General features: G+C 50.2%; 18 protein-coding genes and 1 riboswitch. Of the genes, 9 read left to right on the forward strand and 9 right to left on the reverse strand.

Features of this window, described 5'->3' with window-relative positions; genetic code table 11:
• Positions 1 to 125: 125 nt before the first annotated feature.
• Complete coding sequence (locus MKY82_RS03105; RefSeq protein WP_194540697.1) at positions 126 to 746, reverse strand: DUF5317 domain-containing protein; 621 nt, start codon at positions 744 to 746, stop codon at positions 126 to 128.
• A gap of 299 nt (positions 747 to 1045) precedes the next feature.
• On the opposite strand from MKY82_RS03105, the gene MKY82_RS03110 reads away from it, so the two are divergent.
• On the forward strand, positions 1046 to 1249 hold the full coding sequence (locus tag MKY82_RS03110) for a cation transporter (protein WP_071222204.1): 204 nt from the start codon (positions 1046 to 1048) through the stop codon (positions 1247 to 1249).
• Between the two features lie 184 nt (positions 1250 to 1433).
• Positions 1434 to 2174: an oxygen-insensitive NADPH nitroreductase gene (gene nfsA, locus MKY82_RS03115; RefSeq protein ID WP_339295468.1), complete on the forward strand. Its 741-nt coding sequence runs from the start codon at positions 1434 to 1436 to the stop codon at positions 2172 to 2174.
• A 185-nt stretch (positions 2175 to 2359) separates the two neighbouring features.
• On the opposite strand, the gene MKY82_RS03120 is transcribed toward nfsA, so the two are convergent.
• Both MKY82_RS03120 and MKY82_RS03125 read right to left on the reverse strand, forming a co-directional pair.
• A complete protein-coding gene (locus tag MKY82_RS03120; RefSeq protein ID WP_339295469.1) occupies positions 2360 to 2947 on the reverse strand; it encodes a hypothetical protein in 588 nt (195 codons plus the stop codon).
• A 218-nt stretch (positions 2948 to 3165) separates the two neighbouring features.
• Positions 3166 to 5484, reverse strand: coding sequence for a helix-turn-helix domain-containing protein (locus MKY82_RS03125; protein ID WP_339295470.1), 2319 nt, complete (start codon positions 5482 to 5484; stop codon positions 3166 to 3168).
• 434 nt (positions 5485 to 5918) lie between these two features.
• Between MKY82_RS03125 and MKY82_RS03130 the strand changes: the two genes are divergently transcribed.
• The 5 genes from MKY82_RS03130 to MKY82_RS03150 all read left to right on the forward strand — a co-directional run bounded on the left by MKY82_RS03130 (position 5919) and on the right by MKY82_RS03150 (position 9739).
• Positions 5919 to 6842, forward strand: coding sequence for an ABC transporter permease subunit (locus MKY82_RS03130; protein ID WP_339295471.1), 924 nt, complete (start codon positions 5919 to 5921; stop codon positions 6840 to 6842).
• Between the two features lie 30 nt (positions 6843 to 6872).
• Entirely contained in the window at positions 6873 to 7757 is an 885-nt protein-coding gene (locus MKY82_RS03135; RefSeq protein ID WP_071222199.1) for a carbohydrate ABC transporter permease, read from the forward strand.
• Positions 7758 to 7823: 66 nt separating this feature from the next.
• A complete protein-coding gene (locus MKY82_RS03140; protein WP_339295472.1) occupies positions 7824 to 8387 on the forward strand; it encodes an extracellular solute-binding protein in 564 nt (187 codons plus the stop codon).
• A gap of 36 nt (positions 8388 to 8423) precedes the next feature.
• The gene (locus MKY82_RS03145; protein WP_339295473.1) at positions 8424 to 9377 is read left to right on the forward strand and encodes a hypothetical protein; all 954 of its coding nucleotides are present in this window, start codon (positions 8424 to 8426) and stop codon (positions 9375 to 9377) included.
• 182 nt (positions 9378 to 9559) lie between these two features.
• On the forward strand, positions 9560 to 9739 hold the full coding sequence (locus MKY82_RS03150; protein ID WP_113059296.1) for an aspartyl-phosphate phosphatase Spo0E family protein: 180 nt from the start codon (positions 9560 to 9562) through the stop codon (positions 9737 to 9739).
• 31 nt (positions 9740 to 9770) lie between these two features.
• On the opposite strand, the gene MKY82_RS03155 is transcribed toward MKY82_RS03150, so the two are convergent.
• From MKY82_RS03155 to MKY82_RS03180, 6 genes are all read right to left on the reverse strand, one after another.
• A complete protein-coding gene (locus tag MKY82_RS03155) occupies positions 9771 to 10586 on the reverse strand; it encodes a TatD family hydrolase (RefSeq protein WP_339295474.1) in 816 nt (271 codons plus the stop codon).
• Between the two features lie 79 nt (positions 10587 to 10665).
• On the reverse strand, positions 10666 to 11499 hold the full coding sequence (locus MKY82_RS03160) for an ABC transporter ATP-binding protein (RefSeq protein WP_339221408.1): 834 nt from the start codon (positions 11497 to 11499) through the stop codon (positions 10666 to 10668).
• Positions 11500 to 11552: 53 nt separating this feature from the next.
• Complete coding sequence (locus tag MKY82_RS03165) at positions 11553 to 12308, reverse strand: ABC transporter permease (protein ID WP_220686712.1); 756 nt, start codon at positions 12306 to 12308, stop codon at positions 11553 to 11555.
• On the reverse strand, positions 12305 to 12598 hold the full coding sequence (locus MKY82_RS03170) for an MTH1187 family thiamine-binding protein (RefSeq protein ID WP_071222195.1): 294 nt from the start codon (positions 12596 to 12598) through the stop codon (positions 12305 to 12307). The genes MKY82_RS03165 and MKY82_RS03170 overlap by 4 nt, the downstream gene beginning before the upstream one ends.
• A gap of 92 nt (positions 12599 to 12690) precedes the next feature.
• Positions 12691 to 13722: an ABC transporter substrate-binding protein gene (locus MKY82_RS03175; protein ID WP_339295475.1), complete on the reverse strand. Its 1032-nt coding sequence runs from the start codon at positions 13720 to 13722 to the stop codon at positions 12691 to 12693.
• 114 nt (positions 13723 to 13836) lie between these two features.
• A riboswitch (TPP riboswitch) is annotated at positions 13837 to 13948 on the reverse strand.
• A 171-nt stretch (positions 13949 to 14119) separates the two neighbouring features.
• Positions 14120 to 14503, reverse strand: coding sequence for a VOC family protein (locus MKY82_RS03180; RefSeq protein WP_194540707.1), 384 nt, complete (start codon positions 14501 to 14503; stop codon positions 14120 to 14122).
• Positions 14504 to 14735: 232 nt separating this feature from the next.
• Here MKY82_RS03180 and MKY82_RS03185 point away from each other — a divergent pair, with 232 nt between their 5' ends.
• Together MKY82_RS03185 and MKY82_RS03190 are read left to right on the forward strand one after the other, a co-directional pair.
• Positions 14736 to 16271, forward strand: coding sequence for a GGDEF domain-containing protein (locus tag MKY82_RS03185; protein WP_220686709.1), 1536 nt, complete (start codon positions 14736 to 14738; stop codon positions 16269 to 16271).
• Positions 16272 to 16479: 208 nt separating this feature from the next.
• Positions 16480 to 17526 (forward strand): EAL domain-containing protein, encoded by a 1047-nt coding sequence (locus tag MKY82_RS03190; protein WP_194540709.1) that lies wholly within the window; start codon positions 16480 to 16482, stop codon positions 17524 to 17526.
• Positions 17527 to 17702 lie beyond the last annotated feature (176 nt).

Below are 17702 nucleotides of genomic sequence, written 5' to 3' on the forward strand. Positions count from 1 at the left end.
GTAACCGGAAGTCAGAGCGACAACAACAGAAGCAACGATGATCGCATTCAATACGATGCGGGAATACTTGATTTTATCAGTTTTCTTCACAGTTCTCCCTCCTTTCCAGGTGGCATGATGTATGATTAATTTTGCGGTTCCACACGTTCATTGGTATCGGATTTGGTTCCTAATGTTTGCACGTTGGCGGTATTCTTCCCCACGGTCATGAGATTTAGAATGTAGAGAAATATGCCGAAGTTCATGATAATATCTCCGATACTGATAACCTGTGTTCTTGGGTACGGCGGGGATAATGGTATAATGTCTCCCAGGAACGGCAGGCGGGTAGAGGCGTCCATCAGATAGTGCTTGGTAGTAGCTGTGGCATCCACTAGCATGTCCATATAAACAGGATCCAGCACGGAAGCTGCACCCATGGAAACGGGCATTCTGCCACCGTTCACTGCCATGACAAGGAAATTCAGAAAGACACCTGCCAAGATGCTGCCAAAACCTTTCTGATCCCGGTTCATCCAGAGAAAGATCATGCCGGCAACGTAGATGAACATAAAGACGTAGCCGCTTGCGGCTGCCAACCAATCAGAGTTCACTTGAAAGCGGAATATGAGCAGCTGCACAATCAGGAGTATGGGGAAGATTAAGCCGCCCTTCAGACGAATCTTACTGAATTGCTGCAGTCCATGACGAAGTCCGCCACGTATCAGCCCGACAATTAACCCGAGTATAATGCCGTCAAATACCATGATAGAATTCCTACTTTCATAGTTCATTATCTCTGTTATTAAGATAGTTCGACAGCAAATTGGTAATTCCTTCAACAAAAATCAAATTTTATAAAAAAACTTAGGAAGTATGATAAAAAGCTTGTCCCTTCCTGTATGAATCTAATGAATTATGTACATTATAACAGATTAAAAGGATAAATCTTCCTACTTTTTTCGTGTTTCTGTTGCAGAAAGAAGCAAATTCTTGAGCTTTACATACTTATGGGGGGTATAGTAAGGTTGAATGGTACAACATTATATGATAGGAGGACGACAGCATGAAACAAGTGACATTGACAGTGGAAGGCATGTCCTGCAACCATTGCGTGAACTCGGTGGAAGGCGCACTGAAGAATGCGGGAGCTTCCGGTAAAGTCGATCTTGCATCCAATACAGTGGCTATCGAATACGACGAAAACAAGGTCAGCCTTGAAGCATTAAAAGAAGCGATTGAAGAGCAAGGCTACGATATCGTGTCCTAACGAACATTCCCTGGAATAATCCAAGGCCATGAGCTTTGGCTAAAATAGGAGCCGGCTGCTGAAGGCGATCGACAGCAAGCCGGCTTTTTTGCGCGGTGTCACCTATCGCGTGAACTTGCACTGCCCAAGCCGAAGTTTCATAATAGATGGAACAATGCTTTCAGCCTAAGGAGTGGATACCCCGATGAATGATACCATATCGCTTCTGATGAACCATCGATCGATTCGTAAATATTCGGATCGACCCGTGTCAGAGGAGCAGCTTAGGACCGTTGTGGCAGCAGGTCAGATGGCATCAACCTCAAGCAACGTCCAGGCATACAGCGTAATTGCCGTTACCTCTCAAGAGAAGAAGCAGCGGTTGGCCGCTTTAGCGGGAAATCAGTCGTATATTGTGGAATGCCCGGTATTTCTGGTGTGGTGCGCGGATCTGTATCGTTTGAAAAAAAGCGCAGAGGCGCACGTGGTTGATCAAGAGACGTATGAAGATTCGACCGAGAATTTCATCGTGGCGACGGTGGATGCCGCTTTGGCTGCGCAAAATGCCGCGATAGCCGCGGAATCGCTTGGTCTTGGCATCGTGTATATAGGTGGGGTCCGCAACTCCATTGCTGAGTTCTCCGAGGCTTTGGAGCTCCCGGATTTGGTCTATCCGGTATTTGGCATGTGCCTGGGTTACCCGGATCAGGAGCCGGGGCTTCGTCCTCGGCTTCCGGTGGAGGCTGTTCTGCACCGCGACAGCTACAATCGTGCGGCTATAGAAGAAGTGAAGAACTACGATCGAACCTCTTCCGAATACTTGTCCCTGCGTACCCATGGCAAAAACAACACACCGTGGTCGGCGCTTATGGCTAAACGCCTGGCAGAGCCGGTAAGGCTGCACATGAAGGACTTCCTGAAGGGGAAGGGGTTCATGGGGCGTTAGACATGAATAGAGAAAGCGGGTACAGCGCTCTCGAGGTACGTGCTGCGAACCAGCAGATCCCGATCATCATGCTGATACGGCTGCTCTCGTGGGGAATACTACGGGGCGCGGCTCTAGGAACTAAGCTCGGCCTCGAAACTAGGTCCAGCCTCGAATCCAAGCCTAGCTCGGAACCAAGCCCGACCTCAGATCCCATCCCACGCCAGCCGGCGTCGGAACCAAGCCCCGCCTCGGACCCCATCCCACATCAGCCAGCCTCGAACCCAAGCCTGGCTGATGTGGGATTCGTGGCGTAGGAGGCGAGCAGTGCACCGCAAGTTTAACCGTAGCTTCCAAGCCGCAAGCCGGAATGAGTTACGGCCCGGGAGTAGCAGTATCGGACCACATCCCACGCCAGCCGGCGTCGGAACCAAGCCCCGCCTCGGACCCCATCCCACATCAGCCAGCCTCGAACCCAAGCCTGGCTGATGTGGGATTCGTGGCGTAGGAGGCGAGCAGTGTACCGCAAGTTTAACCGTAGCTTCCAAGCCGCAAGCCGGAACGAGTTGCAGCACGGCAGTAGCAGTATCGGACCTCAGATCCGTTATTTGCGCTATGGGCTCGTTTTTGCAGGATCTATCGGACACACGTTCCGTTAAGTAGCGTATAATCCGAAACATGAGAGCCTTATTCGGGGAATAACGGACCTCTTGTCCGCCACCATTCGAGAAATGGTGCTTTTGGTCAAAATAAGGTCCGCTGAGTCCGCAAAAATGTGCAACTATTTTATACATCGTGCGCACTGCTCCCTGTGCGCACGATGCGTGGTTCGGAGCATGCCTGGATGACTCGTCGGCGCTAATCGTGCCGCCATGTACGACGCTTGAACGCAAGTCATAGCACATAAAAAAAGGGGCTGTCCCAAAAGGTCGTGAAATACGGACCTGGGGACAGCCCTTTTTTCAGCGGTCTCCTTTTATATGGAGATTACTGATCAGGATGACATGCCGATTTATTTGCCGATGCCCTGCTGACGGTATTGTCCGGGCGTAATCCCTTCAAGCTTCTTGAACATACGATTGAAGTAGGGAGGCTGATATCCGGCGGCCTCCGCAATCTCGTGAATGCGAAGATCGGTGGTCAGCAGCAATTCTTTGCAGCGGTTCATGCGCACGGTTGTCAGATAGTCTATATAATTCGTGCCCGTCATCTGCTTGAACGCTTTGCTCAGCTGGGATACACTGACGCCGGCTTCCATGGCCATGGCATCCAGGGACAAATCCTGCATCCCGTTTTGCTCGATTTGCTCCAGCACGTTTTCGACCAGCGATTTCATGGAGCTGTTGAAGTTCTTTGTTAACTGATCGAGGTAGGGTTCGATAATTTCTTTCTGAAACCAGGTCACGCAGGCCTTCGGATCCCGAAGCAGGGACAACTGTTCCTGCAGATTGGAGAAATTGTACACCTGATATGGATTTAAGCCAGCCTGCAGCATAGACCGGTGAACGCTTGTGATTAACCGCATGAGGCCATGGTGGACATGCCACTCCGAGCCTCCCCCGGCCTGAAGCGCCGTTACGAAGCGGCTTAGGGAACGCAGCGCATCCCCCTGAAGCCCAAGATTCAAGGTATGAATGAAATCCTGCTCCAATTCCAGCGGAAAATCGATCCAGTCGTTTTTCTGGGAAAGCACGGTTTCCGCTTCCAGCAGCTGACTGCCTGCGTCGAAGGACCGGTAATGCAGCGCCCGCTTGGCCTGTTCGAGAATATGGGGAACATCGGTCCAGGTTGAGCTTGGCCCGCCCAATACGATGGTTGCCGACATGCGGAGCGTATCGCGCAACGCCCGCATGATCTGATCGCACAGCTCCTTCATCAAACGCGATTGTTCATCGGCTTGATGGGAGGCCGGAGCGATCAAGATGACGCCGAAGGAGCCGTCGAAGAAATTGATGGGATGCATATATGCGCTTATGTCCTCTGCCAGCTCCTGGATCACGTTCAGAGCGGCATACGTGAGAAGATGCTGATCGTTTTCCGTCAGAGGTGTCCGATCCTCCCCGTGGGTATGCTGCTGAAGCACGATGGCCGAGAACTGCTTATGGGTAATGTCAAGATCCATCTCCTGCAGCTTGAGCACATATTCGGACTCCGTCAGGTGGGCGGCTTGTCCGCTCAAGAATTGATTGATATAAGCCTCCCTGATCGCGGGCAGGGACCGCTGCCATTGGTTCTGAAGCGTATCGTGCGAGAACCGGTACTGTTTCCACTCGTGTTCAATGTAATCAAGCTCATTGTATCGCGCGCTCGGTTTGGCCTGATCGCTGCCAATCATATTCAGCATCTTGCTGATAGGACGATACATGCTCTTAGAGGCAAACCAGCTTACAGCCAGTGATGCCGCAAGCGCAAAAGCAAAGCAAATCAGGATGATATGAGTATACGGCTTCGTTGGAGCAATGATTTTCGATTGCGGCGTGCCGGAAACATAGGTCCAACTTTGCTGCATTTTTTCGAATTGAACGGTATTCACCAGCAATACATCCTGGTCGACCGGAACCTTCAATCGCAGATGATTCGCACTCCGGGCATTCTCCGGTAGCTTCAGCTGTTCCTGAATCGCGCTCATCGCCTTCGGCATGCTGCGGCTCATCCCCGACTCTCCGATGACGTGGCCATGGTCGTCCAGCAGGAACGAGAGATTCTCGCTATTGCGAATGACGTGCAGCTTCGACGGATCAATATAGATGACGATCGCGCCGTAGGGCGTATGACCGTTGAAGGGAAGTCGCATGACAAGCGCGTGAGAGGATTTATCCTTGTTAAAAGGCCGCTCCAGGTCGTGGACCCAGAACATATCCGTATCTCCTTCCATGAGCCTGTTGAAGTTTAACGCATCCTGTTCCTGATCCAGCGTCCGCAGGCCGAGATCAGGCTCCATGATTTTATTTTGCTTTTTGATATAGAGATAGACCTGATCCACCAGCGGATCGGCATTCTCCACCAGGTTCAGTGTATTGAACAGCTCGTTCGTCTCCTCGATATTCGATACAAAGTCCATATCAGACAACGAAGGCTTGAAATGGGGCTTCACCACCATATTGAGGGCGTAGTGGACCAATTGGGTGAATTGCTCGTCTACTTGTCGCGCAGCGTCAACCAAGGCTTCTTCGTTCCGCTGCTGATATTGGTTAATCATGTGCTGGTTGCCCACATAAAGGTAAACGGCCGTTATGGCCGAGATGGGGAGGCATGTTAACAAAACGGCAAGCGCGATGCTTCTCCAATACATAATACCTTTGAAAACGGATTCAGGATTCTGTTGCCTCATTACTTTAACCCCCTGTTGGCATAGACAAATCAAAGGCTTGATCGAAGCGAGCCGGTAAAATGATTACATACTATCATAGCGAATGAGTGGATGAGTTGAAAAGATCATATCTTCCTAATCGAGTTCGAGTCAACGTGACCGATTAACCGAATCGGACGTTCATTTGCCGTGGAAAAAAAGTGCAATACAAGGAAACGAAAGGTTCCACAATGCCGTAGAGACCGAGCTTTCCCTGTGCCGTGCATCGAATGGGAGGGGGATTGGAGCCGACGGAAAAAAAGTGGAATTGCAGGGAATTCTGCAACCGTTTACATTAGGACTACATTCCGTGAACGGTATGTTGAACGAGATGACAAGGCTGAAAGTGAGGGAATATCGATGAAAGCACAAGAAACCGTCCAGTCGGCAAAAGGAAGCGGGGGCCCCCCATTCCCGTGAAATCCAAAACGAAGTGGGGGAGGATATGGTCGGATGTTGTGCGCGACAAGTATTTGTACGTGCTGGCCTTGCCGGGTCTGATCTTTTTTATCATTTTCAAATATATTCCGATTACGAATCTCGTGATTGCCTTCCAGGAGTATTCACCATACTTTGGAGTGCTCGGAAGCCCTTGGGTAGGATTCGAGCATTTCACCCGGTTCTTCTCCAACGATGATTTCTGGATGCTGCTGCGCAATACGCTGGCGATCAGCTTTCTGAGCTTGATTTTCTTTTTCCCGGCACCGATCATTTTAGCTTTGATGCTGAATGAAGTGCGAAATTCCTTCTATAAGAGGACCATTCAGTCTCTGGTGTATATCCCCCATTTTTTATCCTGGGTATTGATCTATGGCCTTACGTACCTCATGTTCTCGCAATCGGAGGGCTTGTTTAATAAGTGGCTCATCTCGATGGATTGGGAGACGGTCGATATTCTCTCCAACCCCAACTACTTCTGGGGGATGCTGACGGGACAATCCATCTGGAAGGAAGTCGGGTGGGGAACCATCATCTTTCTCGCGGCCATCGCCGGTGTGGACCCGCAGTTATATGAAGCAGCCGTCATGGACGGCGCGGGCCGTATGAGACGGATGTGGCATATTACCCTGCCCGCGATGCGCAACGTGATCTTGATTCTGTTGATCCTCCGTCTGGGAACGATTCTGGATACGGGATTCGAACAGATATATCTGATGATGAATGCACCTGTTACCAATGTAGCTGAAGTGTTCGATACCTATGTATACCGGGTGGGGATTCGGCAGGGAGAGTTCAGTTACAGTACGGCTATCGGATTGTTCAAATCGATTGTCGGCGTCATTCTGGTGGTTACGGCCAACCGGCTGGCGAGGCGTTACGGTCAAGAAAGCTTGTACTAAAGGATGGGTGAAGACAAGGAGGAGTAAAGCATGCATGAGAAAGGATGGAAAACCAGGCTGTTCGGTCTTGTGAATAACGGACTGCTGCTGATCATCGGTTTGGCAACGATATTTCCGATTTATTATACCGTTATTTTGTCGTTTACCGATCCGGTGGAGTATTATCAACGAAGCCTGATATTATGGCCGCGGGTTTGGACGCTGGATGCTTATAAGCATTTACTCTCCAACGGACTGTTTGTCACCTCGATTTCCGTGAGTGTGTTCCTGGCTACGGTCGGCACGCTGCTCAGTCTGCTCGTTACCGGGGGCTTGGCTTATGCGGTGTCCCGCAAACGTCTGCGGTTTCGCAAGGCAATCATGATTATGATCCTAATCACCTTTCTCTTCACGCCGGGATTGGTGCCGCTGTATTTGGTGGTTCGTAATGTGGGACTCATTGACAGCATCTGGTCGCTTATCCTGCCCAGCTTGACCAGCGCATGGTATGTGCTGCTCATGAAGGGATTCTTCGACAGCATTCCGGAAAGTCTGGAGGAAGCCGCGATGATTGACGGTTCGAATGATATCGGCGTATTCTGGAGAATTATTTTGCCTCTGTCGCTGCCGGCGCTGGTCGCTTTCGGATTGTTCTTTGCGGTCGGTTATTGGAATACGTATTTCAACGCATTGATGTTTATTAACGACCAGAAGATGTGGCCGCTGCAAGTATTGCTGCAAAATATGCTTGTGGATCCAACGACGATGGGATCCGGAAGCGGCGGCGGATTCGCCTTCCAAGTGAATCGTCCCGTTCCAACGGAAACGTTGAAGATGGCGGCGGTCGTTATTGCAACCGTGCCGATCATGTTAGTGTATCCATTCCTGCAGAAGCACTTCGCCAAAGGAGCGATGGTAGGCTCTGTCAAGGAATGAATCGATATACGGTTTATCTGACATCATGATCAGTCAGGAGAGAGGTATCATTATAAGGGAGGTCTAATGATGAAAAGAATGGAAACCAAGCCGGGCAAGTCATTTTTAAAAATGTCGGGGGTGCTGCTCTTGGCAAGCTCGCTCTTGCTTAGCGCATGCGGCAGCCGTAACGGAAGTGCACCGAGCGACAACGGAGGCGGAACAGACAGCAGTGAACCTACAAGTATTACGATACAGACCCTGAATTATGCCACCGAATTCATAGACAACACCAATGCACTATGGAAAGAGCTCGAGAAACGCACCAATACCAAGCTGAATATTACGTGGCTGTCGCCGTCCACGGCCGAAGAGAAGATCAATGTCATGCTTGCATCCGGCGATCTTCCAGAGGTTACTTTCGTGGAGACGTTGCAGAACCCGCAGCTGCAGAAAATGCTGAAGCAGGGGGTTTTCTGGGATCTGACACCGTTTCTTAAAGACTATCCGAATTTGAACCGCGAAGAATTGAAGGAAATGTGGGAAATCACCAAGGTGGATGGCAAGAACATCGTCATTCCTCGTTATTATCCTAGCTATGGCGGCGGAGTGTTCCCGATGATCCGCAAGGACTGGCTGGATGCCCTTTAGCTGGAAACGCCCACAACGCTGGATGAGTTCCATAACGTGTTAAAGGCTTTTAAGGAACAGGATCCGAATGGTAATGGACAGGCGGATGAGATCCCGTATGCCGCTAATCCGAGCGCACTCGCCTATATTTATAATATATTTAATGAAACGCAAGGGTCCTGGAAGCTTCAACCCGATAATACCCTGACTCCGATTATGACGTCGGACGAGTCTAGGGAGGCCATGCTGTGGATCAAAAAAGCATATGATGAGGGCTTGTTCCCCAAAGACTTCGCTATCATGAAGTTCTCGCAGGTAATGGATACGATGCGAAGCGCCAAGGCAGGGGTAGGGGGCATGTCCATGAACCATGCCTGGGTGACCGGAGAAGCCGTGAAGGGCGTTGATCCCAAGGCGGATCTGATGCCGCTTGCTTATTTGGAGAATGCAAACGGGGTGAAGTATACGCCTTCAGGATCGCCGTATTATGGAGTATACCTGATTTCGAAGAAAGTACCGGAGGCGAAAGTAAAGAAAATCCTCGAGTTTTTCGACTATGGTTATAGTCAGGAAGGCAATGAAATGTTGACCTACGGAATCGAAGGGGTCCATTACAATGTGGAGAACGGGAAGAAGGTTGCAACGCCGCAGGCCGCCGTGGATAAGACGGGTGACGGCAACTTGAACAATATGATTCACCTCGTCAGCGATGATATGGCTATCAGCGCCGTAGGGATGCCGGATGAAGTATATGAGAGGAACGTAGAGATCGTCACGGAGCGCAAGACGGTCAAGGTTCCGAATCCTTCGGGAGAGCTGTATTCGGAAGCCTACAACAAATACTATCCCGAGCTTTCCAAGAAAGTGGAGGATATGCGGGTCATGGTCATCACGGGCAAAGAACCGGTTGAATCGTACGATAAACTGATCGAAACAATCAAGAGTGATCCGAAGATGAAGGAAATTACAGACGAGATGTCAAAGGCATATCAGGAGAAGTATGTTAAATAACGTTAAATAAGTACGTTAAATAATGGAACCAAAAAACCACTATGCTGCGGTTGGCATTGTGGTTCTTTGGCGTGAATAACAGAAATAAGCCCCTCCATGTCATATTTCTGATGTCTAATATTAAACATCCTATAATTTTACATTAAAGCATAAAATATTACATGAGGGGAGGATATAAAGTCATGGAAACGAAGGAAGGCATAAAGTTTAATATCGAGCAAGAACGGCATAAACTTCATAAGATGAAGCAGCGGTATCGTGATTTTAATCATCCTAAAGTCCTCAGACAATCGATTGTGCTTGATGAGTTGATTAATCAATATAACCGATTTCTTCTTAAAGAGAACAAGCCGATTGCCTAAGCAACCGACTTGAACTGCATGAAGATTCTTTTTATAGACCGTAAAGTCTCGCGGCATTCTCATATAAAATCCTGCGGGCCTCAAGTAAGGACAGCCCCTTAAGCTCAGCCCATGCCGAAGCCACAGAAGCCGTCATCCGAGGATGGGTCATCTGTCCGGTGAACGGACCTTCGAACGGCCAAGGTCCATCGGTTTCGGTCATGACGAGGTGATCCGGATACCTACATGCCATAGCACGAATTTCTTCCTCATAGAGGATGTCGGGCGTAAAGGAAATATAGTATCCGTTGCCCGCCATTCGCTGCAAGGTGTCACGGGAGCCCTTAAACCAATGAAAATGGGCACGAGTGACGCCGTATTTTTCGAGCAGATCACATGCGATATCCGCATCTTCATATACAGCGTGCAGAATGACCGGTTTATGATGCTTCTTAGCAAAAGCTATAAATTGCTCCAACAGATAGGCGTAAGGGCGGTTATCCCAGGGACGGCCTTCCGATTCAGCCTCCAGCCTGGCGTAATAGGGGAGACCCACCTCTCCTACGGCAACCATCTCATCGACATGCTCTGCCATCCAATCCAGCAGCCCTTCGATTTCGTCAGAGGAAGGGAGGGGCTGCTCCGGATGATAACCGAAAGCCGGCCGCACCATCAGTCCGTACTGCCTGGCCAGCTCCAGGTTTCGCTTGCAGGAAGTCAGATGCATGGAGACAGAGATGATGGATTGAACCTCATGATGGCGGATGTCCGCGAGAATCGCTTGTTGATCGGATAACGAATAACTGTCCAGATGAATATGAGTGTCGATCAGGGGGGAATTCGCTTCATTCTGCATGAATGATTTCATGGTTACATCACCTCGCTTGCAAGCTTCCACGAAGCGCTTTGCCCATCATGGATGTATGTATTACGCTGGCCTTCATCGGTCAGCGCTTGTGCTGTTCTTCCCGCATGATGGCGGAAATTTCGGTTTTTAATGCGATGAAGGACGGATCCATCAGGATGTTTTCCCGGCGCGGGCGGGAGAAAGGGACTTCTACCCGTTTCAAGATGGTTCCGGGCCGTGCTGATAGGATATAGATACTGTCCGAGAGGAGCAGCGCCTCCTCGATATGATGGGTAATCATCAGCACCGAACGGCGCGTATCCTCCCAGATATCGAGCAGCCAGCGCTGCATATCGCTGCGCGTTAACGCATCCAATGCACTGAACGGTTCGTCCAGGCACATAACTTCCTGCGGACTCATCAGTGCGCGCAGAAAAGCCGCCCGCTGCTGCATTCCGCCAGAGAGGGTGTGCGGATAGGCCTTTTCGAAGCCGCTGAGTCCGGCGCGTTCCATCCAGCTGCGGGCATGTTCCCTGGCAGCGGCTTTCGAGGTGCCTCTCAGCTCCTCGGGAAGGAGCACATTGTCCTCCACCGTACGCCAAGGGAATAGGGCCGGCTGTTGAGGCATATAGGCGATGCGGCCTTTTTCCCCGGTCACGTCCTGACCGTCCATGAGGACAGAGCCTGCATCCGGAGCTGTTAACCCCCCAATGATATGGAAGAGGGTGCTCTTTCCGCTGCCTGAGGGACCGATTAAGGAGACGAATTCCCCGGGTTGTACTTGAAGCGAAAGGCCATCCAGCACATGCACTTCGCTGCGCCGGTCGCGGAAGGTTTTTCGAAGGGTGCGAACCTCGAGGGCAGGTGCGGTTGAGACCGACGCAGCCGACGGGTCAGCCCCGTCCTGGACCGTCAGGGGTACTTGATGTGTCATATCGACAAATGGCCTCCTATCATATAAGATTCGTTACGTCTATTCACGGAGACTCAACCTTTTCGATTCCAGCGGATGAGCCGCTTCTCCAGCAGAGTGATCAGCAGCACCATCAGCAGGCTGAGCAGGACGATGACCAGGATGGCAACAAACACCCGATCCGTGCGGTAGCCGGATTTTTGCAGCATCATGTAGTAACCGATTCCCCGGTCCGAGCCGATCCATTCCCCGATAACCGCACCCATGACCGAATAGGTGGCCGCAATTCGAATCCCGGAGAAGATGGAGGGAAGGGCATGCGGCAGCTCCAGCTTGCTGAAAATTTGCCAAGAGGTAGCCCCCGCCATCTGCATGTAGTTCATCATGGTTCGGTCAGTACGGGCCAGTCCGTCCAGTGCCGCAACAGCGACGGGGAAGAAGCAGACCAGCGTAATCACGATAACCTTGGGCAGCATGCCGAAGCCGAACCAAATCATGAGAAGCGGGGCTAGGGCGATTGTCGGCACATTCTGGCTAAGAATAAGAAGTGGATAAAGAGCGGTTTTGAGAAAAGGAACCATGTGCAGTGCCAGCGAGATGACTAGGCCGATCGCCGTACCGATCATAAATCCGACCAAGGTTAATTGCAGGGTGGCCGCTGTATGCTGGAAGAGACCGGAAGCTCCGGTAACGGCCTCATGCCCGATGGCCGTCGGCGCAGGCAGAATAAAAGGTTCAATGTCGAATATAGATACTGCGGCCTGCCATACCACCAAAAAGAAGAGGACCGCCACAACGGGCGGCCAAACCGAACTCCACCAGCTTCTCATGGACGGTATTTCTCAGTCAGCTTATCCATGCTGATGCCGCTGGGATGATGAGCGATTTTAACTTGGGATATGATGCTGGGACTTCCCGCATTCACCAGCGCTTCATGCATGCGCTCCACGATCTTGAGCAGCTCGGCGAGCTCACCTTCCATGGTCGTTTCGAGTGCATGAACCTCGTATTTCACGCCTGATTCCTGAATGACCTTAATCGCTTCATCTACATAAGGGATGCTGTCGGCCCCGTTTGGCGTTCTCGGTATCACTTGAATGCTCAAAAGTGTATTCGCCATGTAAACTCATCCTTTCGTGCAAGCTATAATGTATTGGAAGAAAGGCAGCCTTTTGCAAAGGCCGACTTTCTTCTTTTTAAATAAAAATAGCCTTATGGCTGCTCCGGTAAAAAATCATTGGTGAATGCGCGGTCCGCGTCAAGTTCCTTCTCCAGCAGCTTACGCTCAAACATCCAGTCTGCATATCCCGACCATACTTCGGCTTTCTGTTCGCCCCAGCGGGATGCATCATCCTGATAACGGGGGCTCAGCCATTTCTGGCTGGCGAGAACCAGTTCGGCATCGAGGTCAGGAACCGCCTTCGTAAGCAGAGCTGCCGCATCTTCAGGATGTTGAATCGCATAGTCGTATCCTTTTGAAGTCGCCCGCATGAACGCTTTGATAAGCTCGGGGTCTTCCTGGATCAGCTTCTCGTTCGTCACGATCACTGGTGTGTAATAATCAAGCTGCTCGGAGTAGTCCTTCACATAAATCATGTCAAGCGGTTCATTGCGAAGCTCGGCTTCAATCCCCGTCCAAGCATAGAAGATCCAGGCAAAATCAATGTCGCGTTTGACGGCCGTAAAATAATCGGCATCGCCCATATTGACCATATTCACCTTGCTGACATCGGCGCCATCGATCTCCATGATGGATTTCATGACGGCCTCCTCCACAGGCGAGCCCCAGCCGCCATAGGATTTTCCTTCAAAATCGCCTGCCTTCACGATGCCTTTGTCCTTGGGGGCGGCAAAGCCGGACGTATTATGCTGAATGATCGCTGCAATGGAAACGAGCGGCAAGCCTTGGGTTCTGGCCAGCGTTACGCCTTCCTGATAACTGATGCCAAACGGCACGTTTCCGGATGCGACCAGCGTATCCGTTCCGCCTGCTCCCGGCTGGACGATCTGGACATTAAGCCCTTCTTCCTCATAATACCCAAGCTCCTTCGCTGCATACAGGCCGGTGTGATTCGTATTGGCGGACCAATCGAGCATCAGATGCACGTCACGGAGTTTCCCGGAAGTCTGACTGCCTTCACCTTCGGCACCTGTCTTTTTGTTCTGTCCGCTTGTGCCGCATCCGGACGCGACCATCAGCAGGACGCAAGCGAGAAGCAGCGGAATCCATCTTCCCTTCTTCATCGTTTCTTCTCTCCTTTGAGTTCTCTTTCTATTACCTCGCAACTCCACAAAAAAAACGCCCTGATGATATCAGGACGCATGACGGCGTAAGTGTATACCACGGCAAATAAATAGCTGCCGCAAACATGGGCTTCCTACGCTGGCATTACCCAGATCAGGTGTAAGGGTCAGTATCATATCGGATACACTCTCAGCCGGCTATATCCCAGCTCCCCCGGTATTTATGAAGTTTTGATCATTACATCCGCTATTATAGTCCTAACACACCAGACCTGTCTAGTTCGAAGGAGCGCGAACGAGGCAGGTCTTTGCTCAGAACACTTGCCATGGGAAGGATTAATTAATCCTATGAACCTTTCACGGAATAAAGGATTTGAATAAGGCTTCTATATTGAGGTTAGCGCTGGAAGAACTCAATCCATTCCCCTTCGGGACCATGAACGAAGAAATAACGGAAACCATTCGGGAGCGTCACGATCTCCTCGTCCAAGTGAGGAACGTCAAGTCCTTGAACCCGGGCATATTCCTCTTCAATGTTATCCGTGCTGACTGCAAAATGATGAACGGTGCCCTCCGCTGGCAGCGTGTCGCTGTATCCCTGAATAAGCTCGACTTCCGTCTCGTTGCTGCCGTTAAATCCGAGGAACGCCAGCTGGATGACGCCATTCGTATGGGTCAGGCGATCCTTTAGTTCTAGTCCGACTACGGATGTATAGAAGGCGATTGTAGCTTCTAGGTCCCGGACAACAATACCAACATGATCTAATCGTTTCTGTGACATGGTTCAACACCCTTTCCGATCCATATGAGATATGACTGAAATATTATCACATAATCCCTATACGTCAAGTGGGAGTTGTGTTCATGCAGGGCTGATACAGATGATTTTTCTTTCATTTCCTCATCTTTACTTTTGGGTGGGTAAAAAGTATCATGAGAAATAGAAAGATTAATTCAAAAGACCTAACATATGAAAGTGATCCAGCTTACCCTTTGGCCGAGGAGGAATGCTTATGAGTCCAACTCCAGCAGATCATCTGTGGATTCGACTCGCCATGATATATGCATTCATTCAGATCATGATTGCTCTGTGGATGCCTGAGGCTTTATCGCTTCAGCGTGTTCTAGTCATTATTCCTCCTGCAGCCGCCTCCGTTTATTTAATGCGGATTAGTCGGCGTTATGAGGTTCATCTTCGCAGGTTTTGGCTTATTGTGAGTCTCGGATTAATGGGGGATGCAGCGGCACGAATCATTCACGCTTGTTATGTTTGGTTTGAAAAAGAGAGCGCTTTCTCGCCGATCCTAACCCACTTATTCTGGGGACTTGAACTCATTCTGTTCGCAAGTTCTCTCATTTATTTATTCCGGCATGTTCAAGGTTCGTTTCGGGGGCTCCGGTTTATGCTGGATATCGTGATTGTTGGCATAGCCGTCATGACAGTAGGGTGGGAATATTTCATCAAGCCTGAGCTTCAGGGTCTGGCCCATGAGGCAGTATGGGGAAACCTTTGGGTGGACATGCTGTATCCCCTGTGCGCAATGGTACTTATTTTTTTTACGCTGGTGTTGTATTTTAATACCGGACTGTTAGGGAAAAGGGCGGCCATTCTGTTATGTCTAGGCGGAAGCGCATATATTGCCGGAGATGTCCTGTACATCTATCTCGTTGATCTGATGGGTATCGAGGTTCGTTCCTATCTGTATCCACTCTATACGATATCGGTATTATTCATTAGTTTCGCAGGTGGGCAGTCCGCTCCTAATTCCCGTAAACCATCCGTTGGCGAGCGGGAGCCGCGTTCAGTCGGAAACCTGATCGTAAGGTACCTGCTTCCCTACAGCGTGCTTGGCGGGATGTTTGCCCTTATGGCGCAGCGGTTTGGAGGGTGGACTGGACTGTTTACCGGCCTATCCCTGTGCGTGATCCTGATTCTGTTCAGGCAGATTTTAATCCAGTTCGAGAACGATCGCTTGTTTGACCGACTGCATGAGAGTCTGATGCAGAGTGAAGCCCTGGCACATCGTGATGATCTTACGGGGCTGTATAATCGCCGTTATTTTAATGCAAGGCTGGCGAGTTCGCTGAAGGAGGCGGACCTCGCAGCTTCCCGTGTAGGCTTGCTGTATATGGATATGAACCGTTTCAAACGAGTCAATGACCGATACGGCCACCGTGCCGGCGATTTGTTGATACGAAAGGTTGCAGACCGGCTTCAATCTCTTGAATCCAAGGGAGTTTTGGTTTCCCGTTTAGGAGGAGACGAATTCACCGTTATGATCCATCCGGCTGGTGAGGATCAGGAGCTGATCTGGATGGCGGAGGAGATTTGGACGATGCTTAGCGAGCCGTACGAATTGGAAGGGCATGAAGTTCGAACCACGCCGAGTATCGGCATTGCGGTTTATCCGGATCATGCCAGAAATGACCAGGAGCTGATTGGTCGCGCCGATGCCGCGATGTATGCGGCCAAGGAACGGAACGCCCCTTGGCATTTTGATGTGGAGCGGACGATGCTGCTGCAGCTTTTGGATCAAAAGGTTGAGTAGATCAAGCATGACCATAATATTGACAATACGTTGTTAAAAGCAATATAAGTCGATTTTTGTAGAATTTGGCGTAATCATTGCACGAATCTTGCGCATTTCTCTTAAAATAGGTCATAAATTCGATATAAAATCCATAAAATGCAAAGAAATCATATTCAAAATGCCGATAAGAAGCATAGTGAGAGCTAGCTTGCCAAGGAGGACGAACATGATTTGCGACAATTGCAGCACCTTTGAACCGATTGAGGATCAGGGGACCATTCATATGAAGCCTGCAAGTGGAGAGCTTATTCAGTTGCTGGCAGTGAACGGCTACGCGGTACAAGAGAACAATGAGGGTTGTGCTGTAAACTACAAGGTACGCGCGGACCTGATCTCCATGATGAAGTGTCTGCAGCCCCTTCCGCTGAAGATTCGTCAAGAGCTGTCCTTCTGTGTTACCGACGGAGAAGCTCCGCAAATCCGGCATTCGTGGACCCCTATGCAGAAGTTCGAACTGCAGATGGAGCATTACGATATGGTAAGTATCATTTTACATAAGCAGTTTACGAGCTATATGCAGCCCATCGTGGATTCATCCGAGCAGATCGTTGCCTACGAATTTCTCCTTCGTCCGGTAGATGGGGGAGCCAGGTTCCAGCCGTATGAGCTGTTTGAGACAGCCCGTAAAACCGGATTGCATGCATTCCTGGACCGGGCGGCACGAACCAGTGCCATTGAGACCAGTGCCGAGTGGCTTCCCATCGGCGTGAAGCGATTCGTGAACTTCCTGCCATCCTCCATATATGATGCGCAGATGTGTCTAAGCCACACCTTCCATACCATAGACAGGCTCCATCTGGATCCGAGGGACTTCGTATTTGAGGTTGTGGAAACCGAGAAGATTGATGATGTTGAGCATTTGCAATCGATTTTCGAGGTGTATCGCAGTCATGGAATCTCGGTAGCCATGGATGACGTTGGTGCAGGTTATTCCACATTGGAGCAGATGATTAAGCTTAAGCCGGATTATGTAAAGATCGACCGAAGTCTGATCGACCATTGCGATCGTAATCCCGGGCAGCAGGAGCAACTCAAAATGATCACGAACAAGGCTCATGATTTTGGGGCCATGGTGCTGGCTGAAGGCATTGAGAGACGGGAGGAGTTTCATTTTTGCCGAGATATCGGGATCGAGCTCTCGCAGGGGTATTTGTTTGGGAAGCCATCTGAACGGCCTCCGCGTGATCCCCATTCTCAACTCATTTATTCATAGCATACATAATCGGTATTTCTCCCGCCATCGGGATGCGAAGCTTTGCATCTGATTGTCACAACCTTTGGCTGAGTTCAGACGATATAGATGCTTGGCGTGGATGAAAACGAGCCCTTTAAGAAGGAGCAATGATGCCTGAAGGAGCCCGTTTTCTGTAAAAACAAGAGCCCTGGAAT

Source organism: Paenibacillus sp. FSL W7-1279 (assembly GCF_037969845.1).
Lineage (GTDB): Bacteria > Bacillota > Bacilli > Paenibacillales > Paenibacillaceae > Paenibacillus_AQ.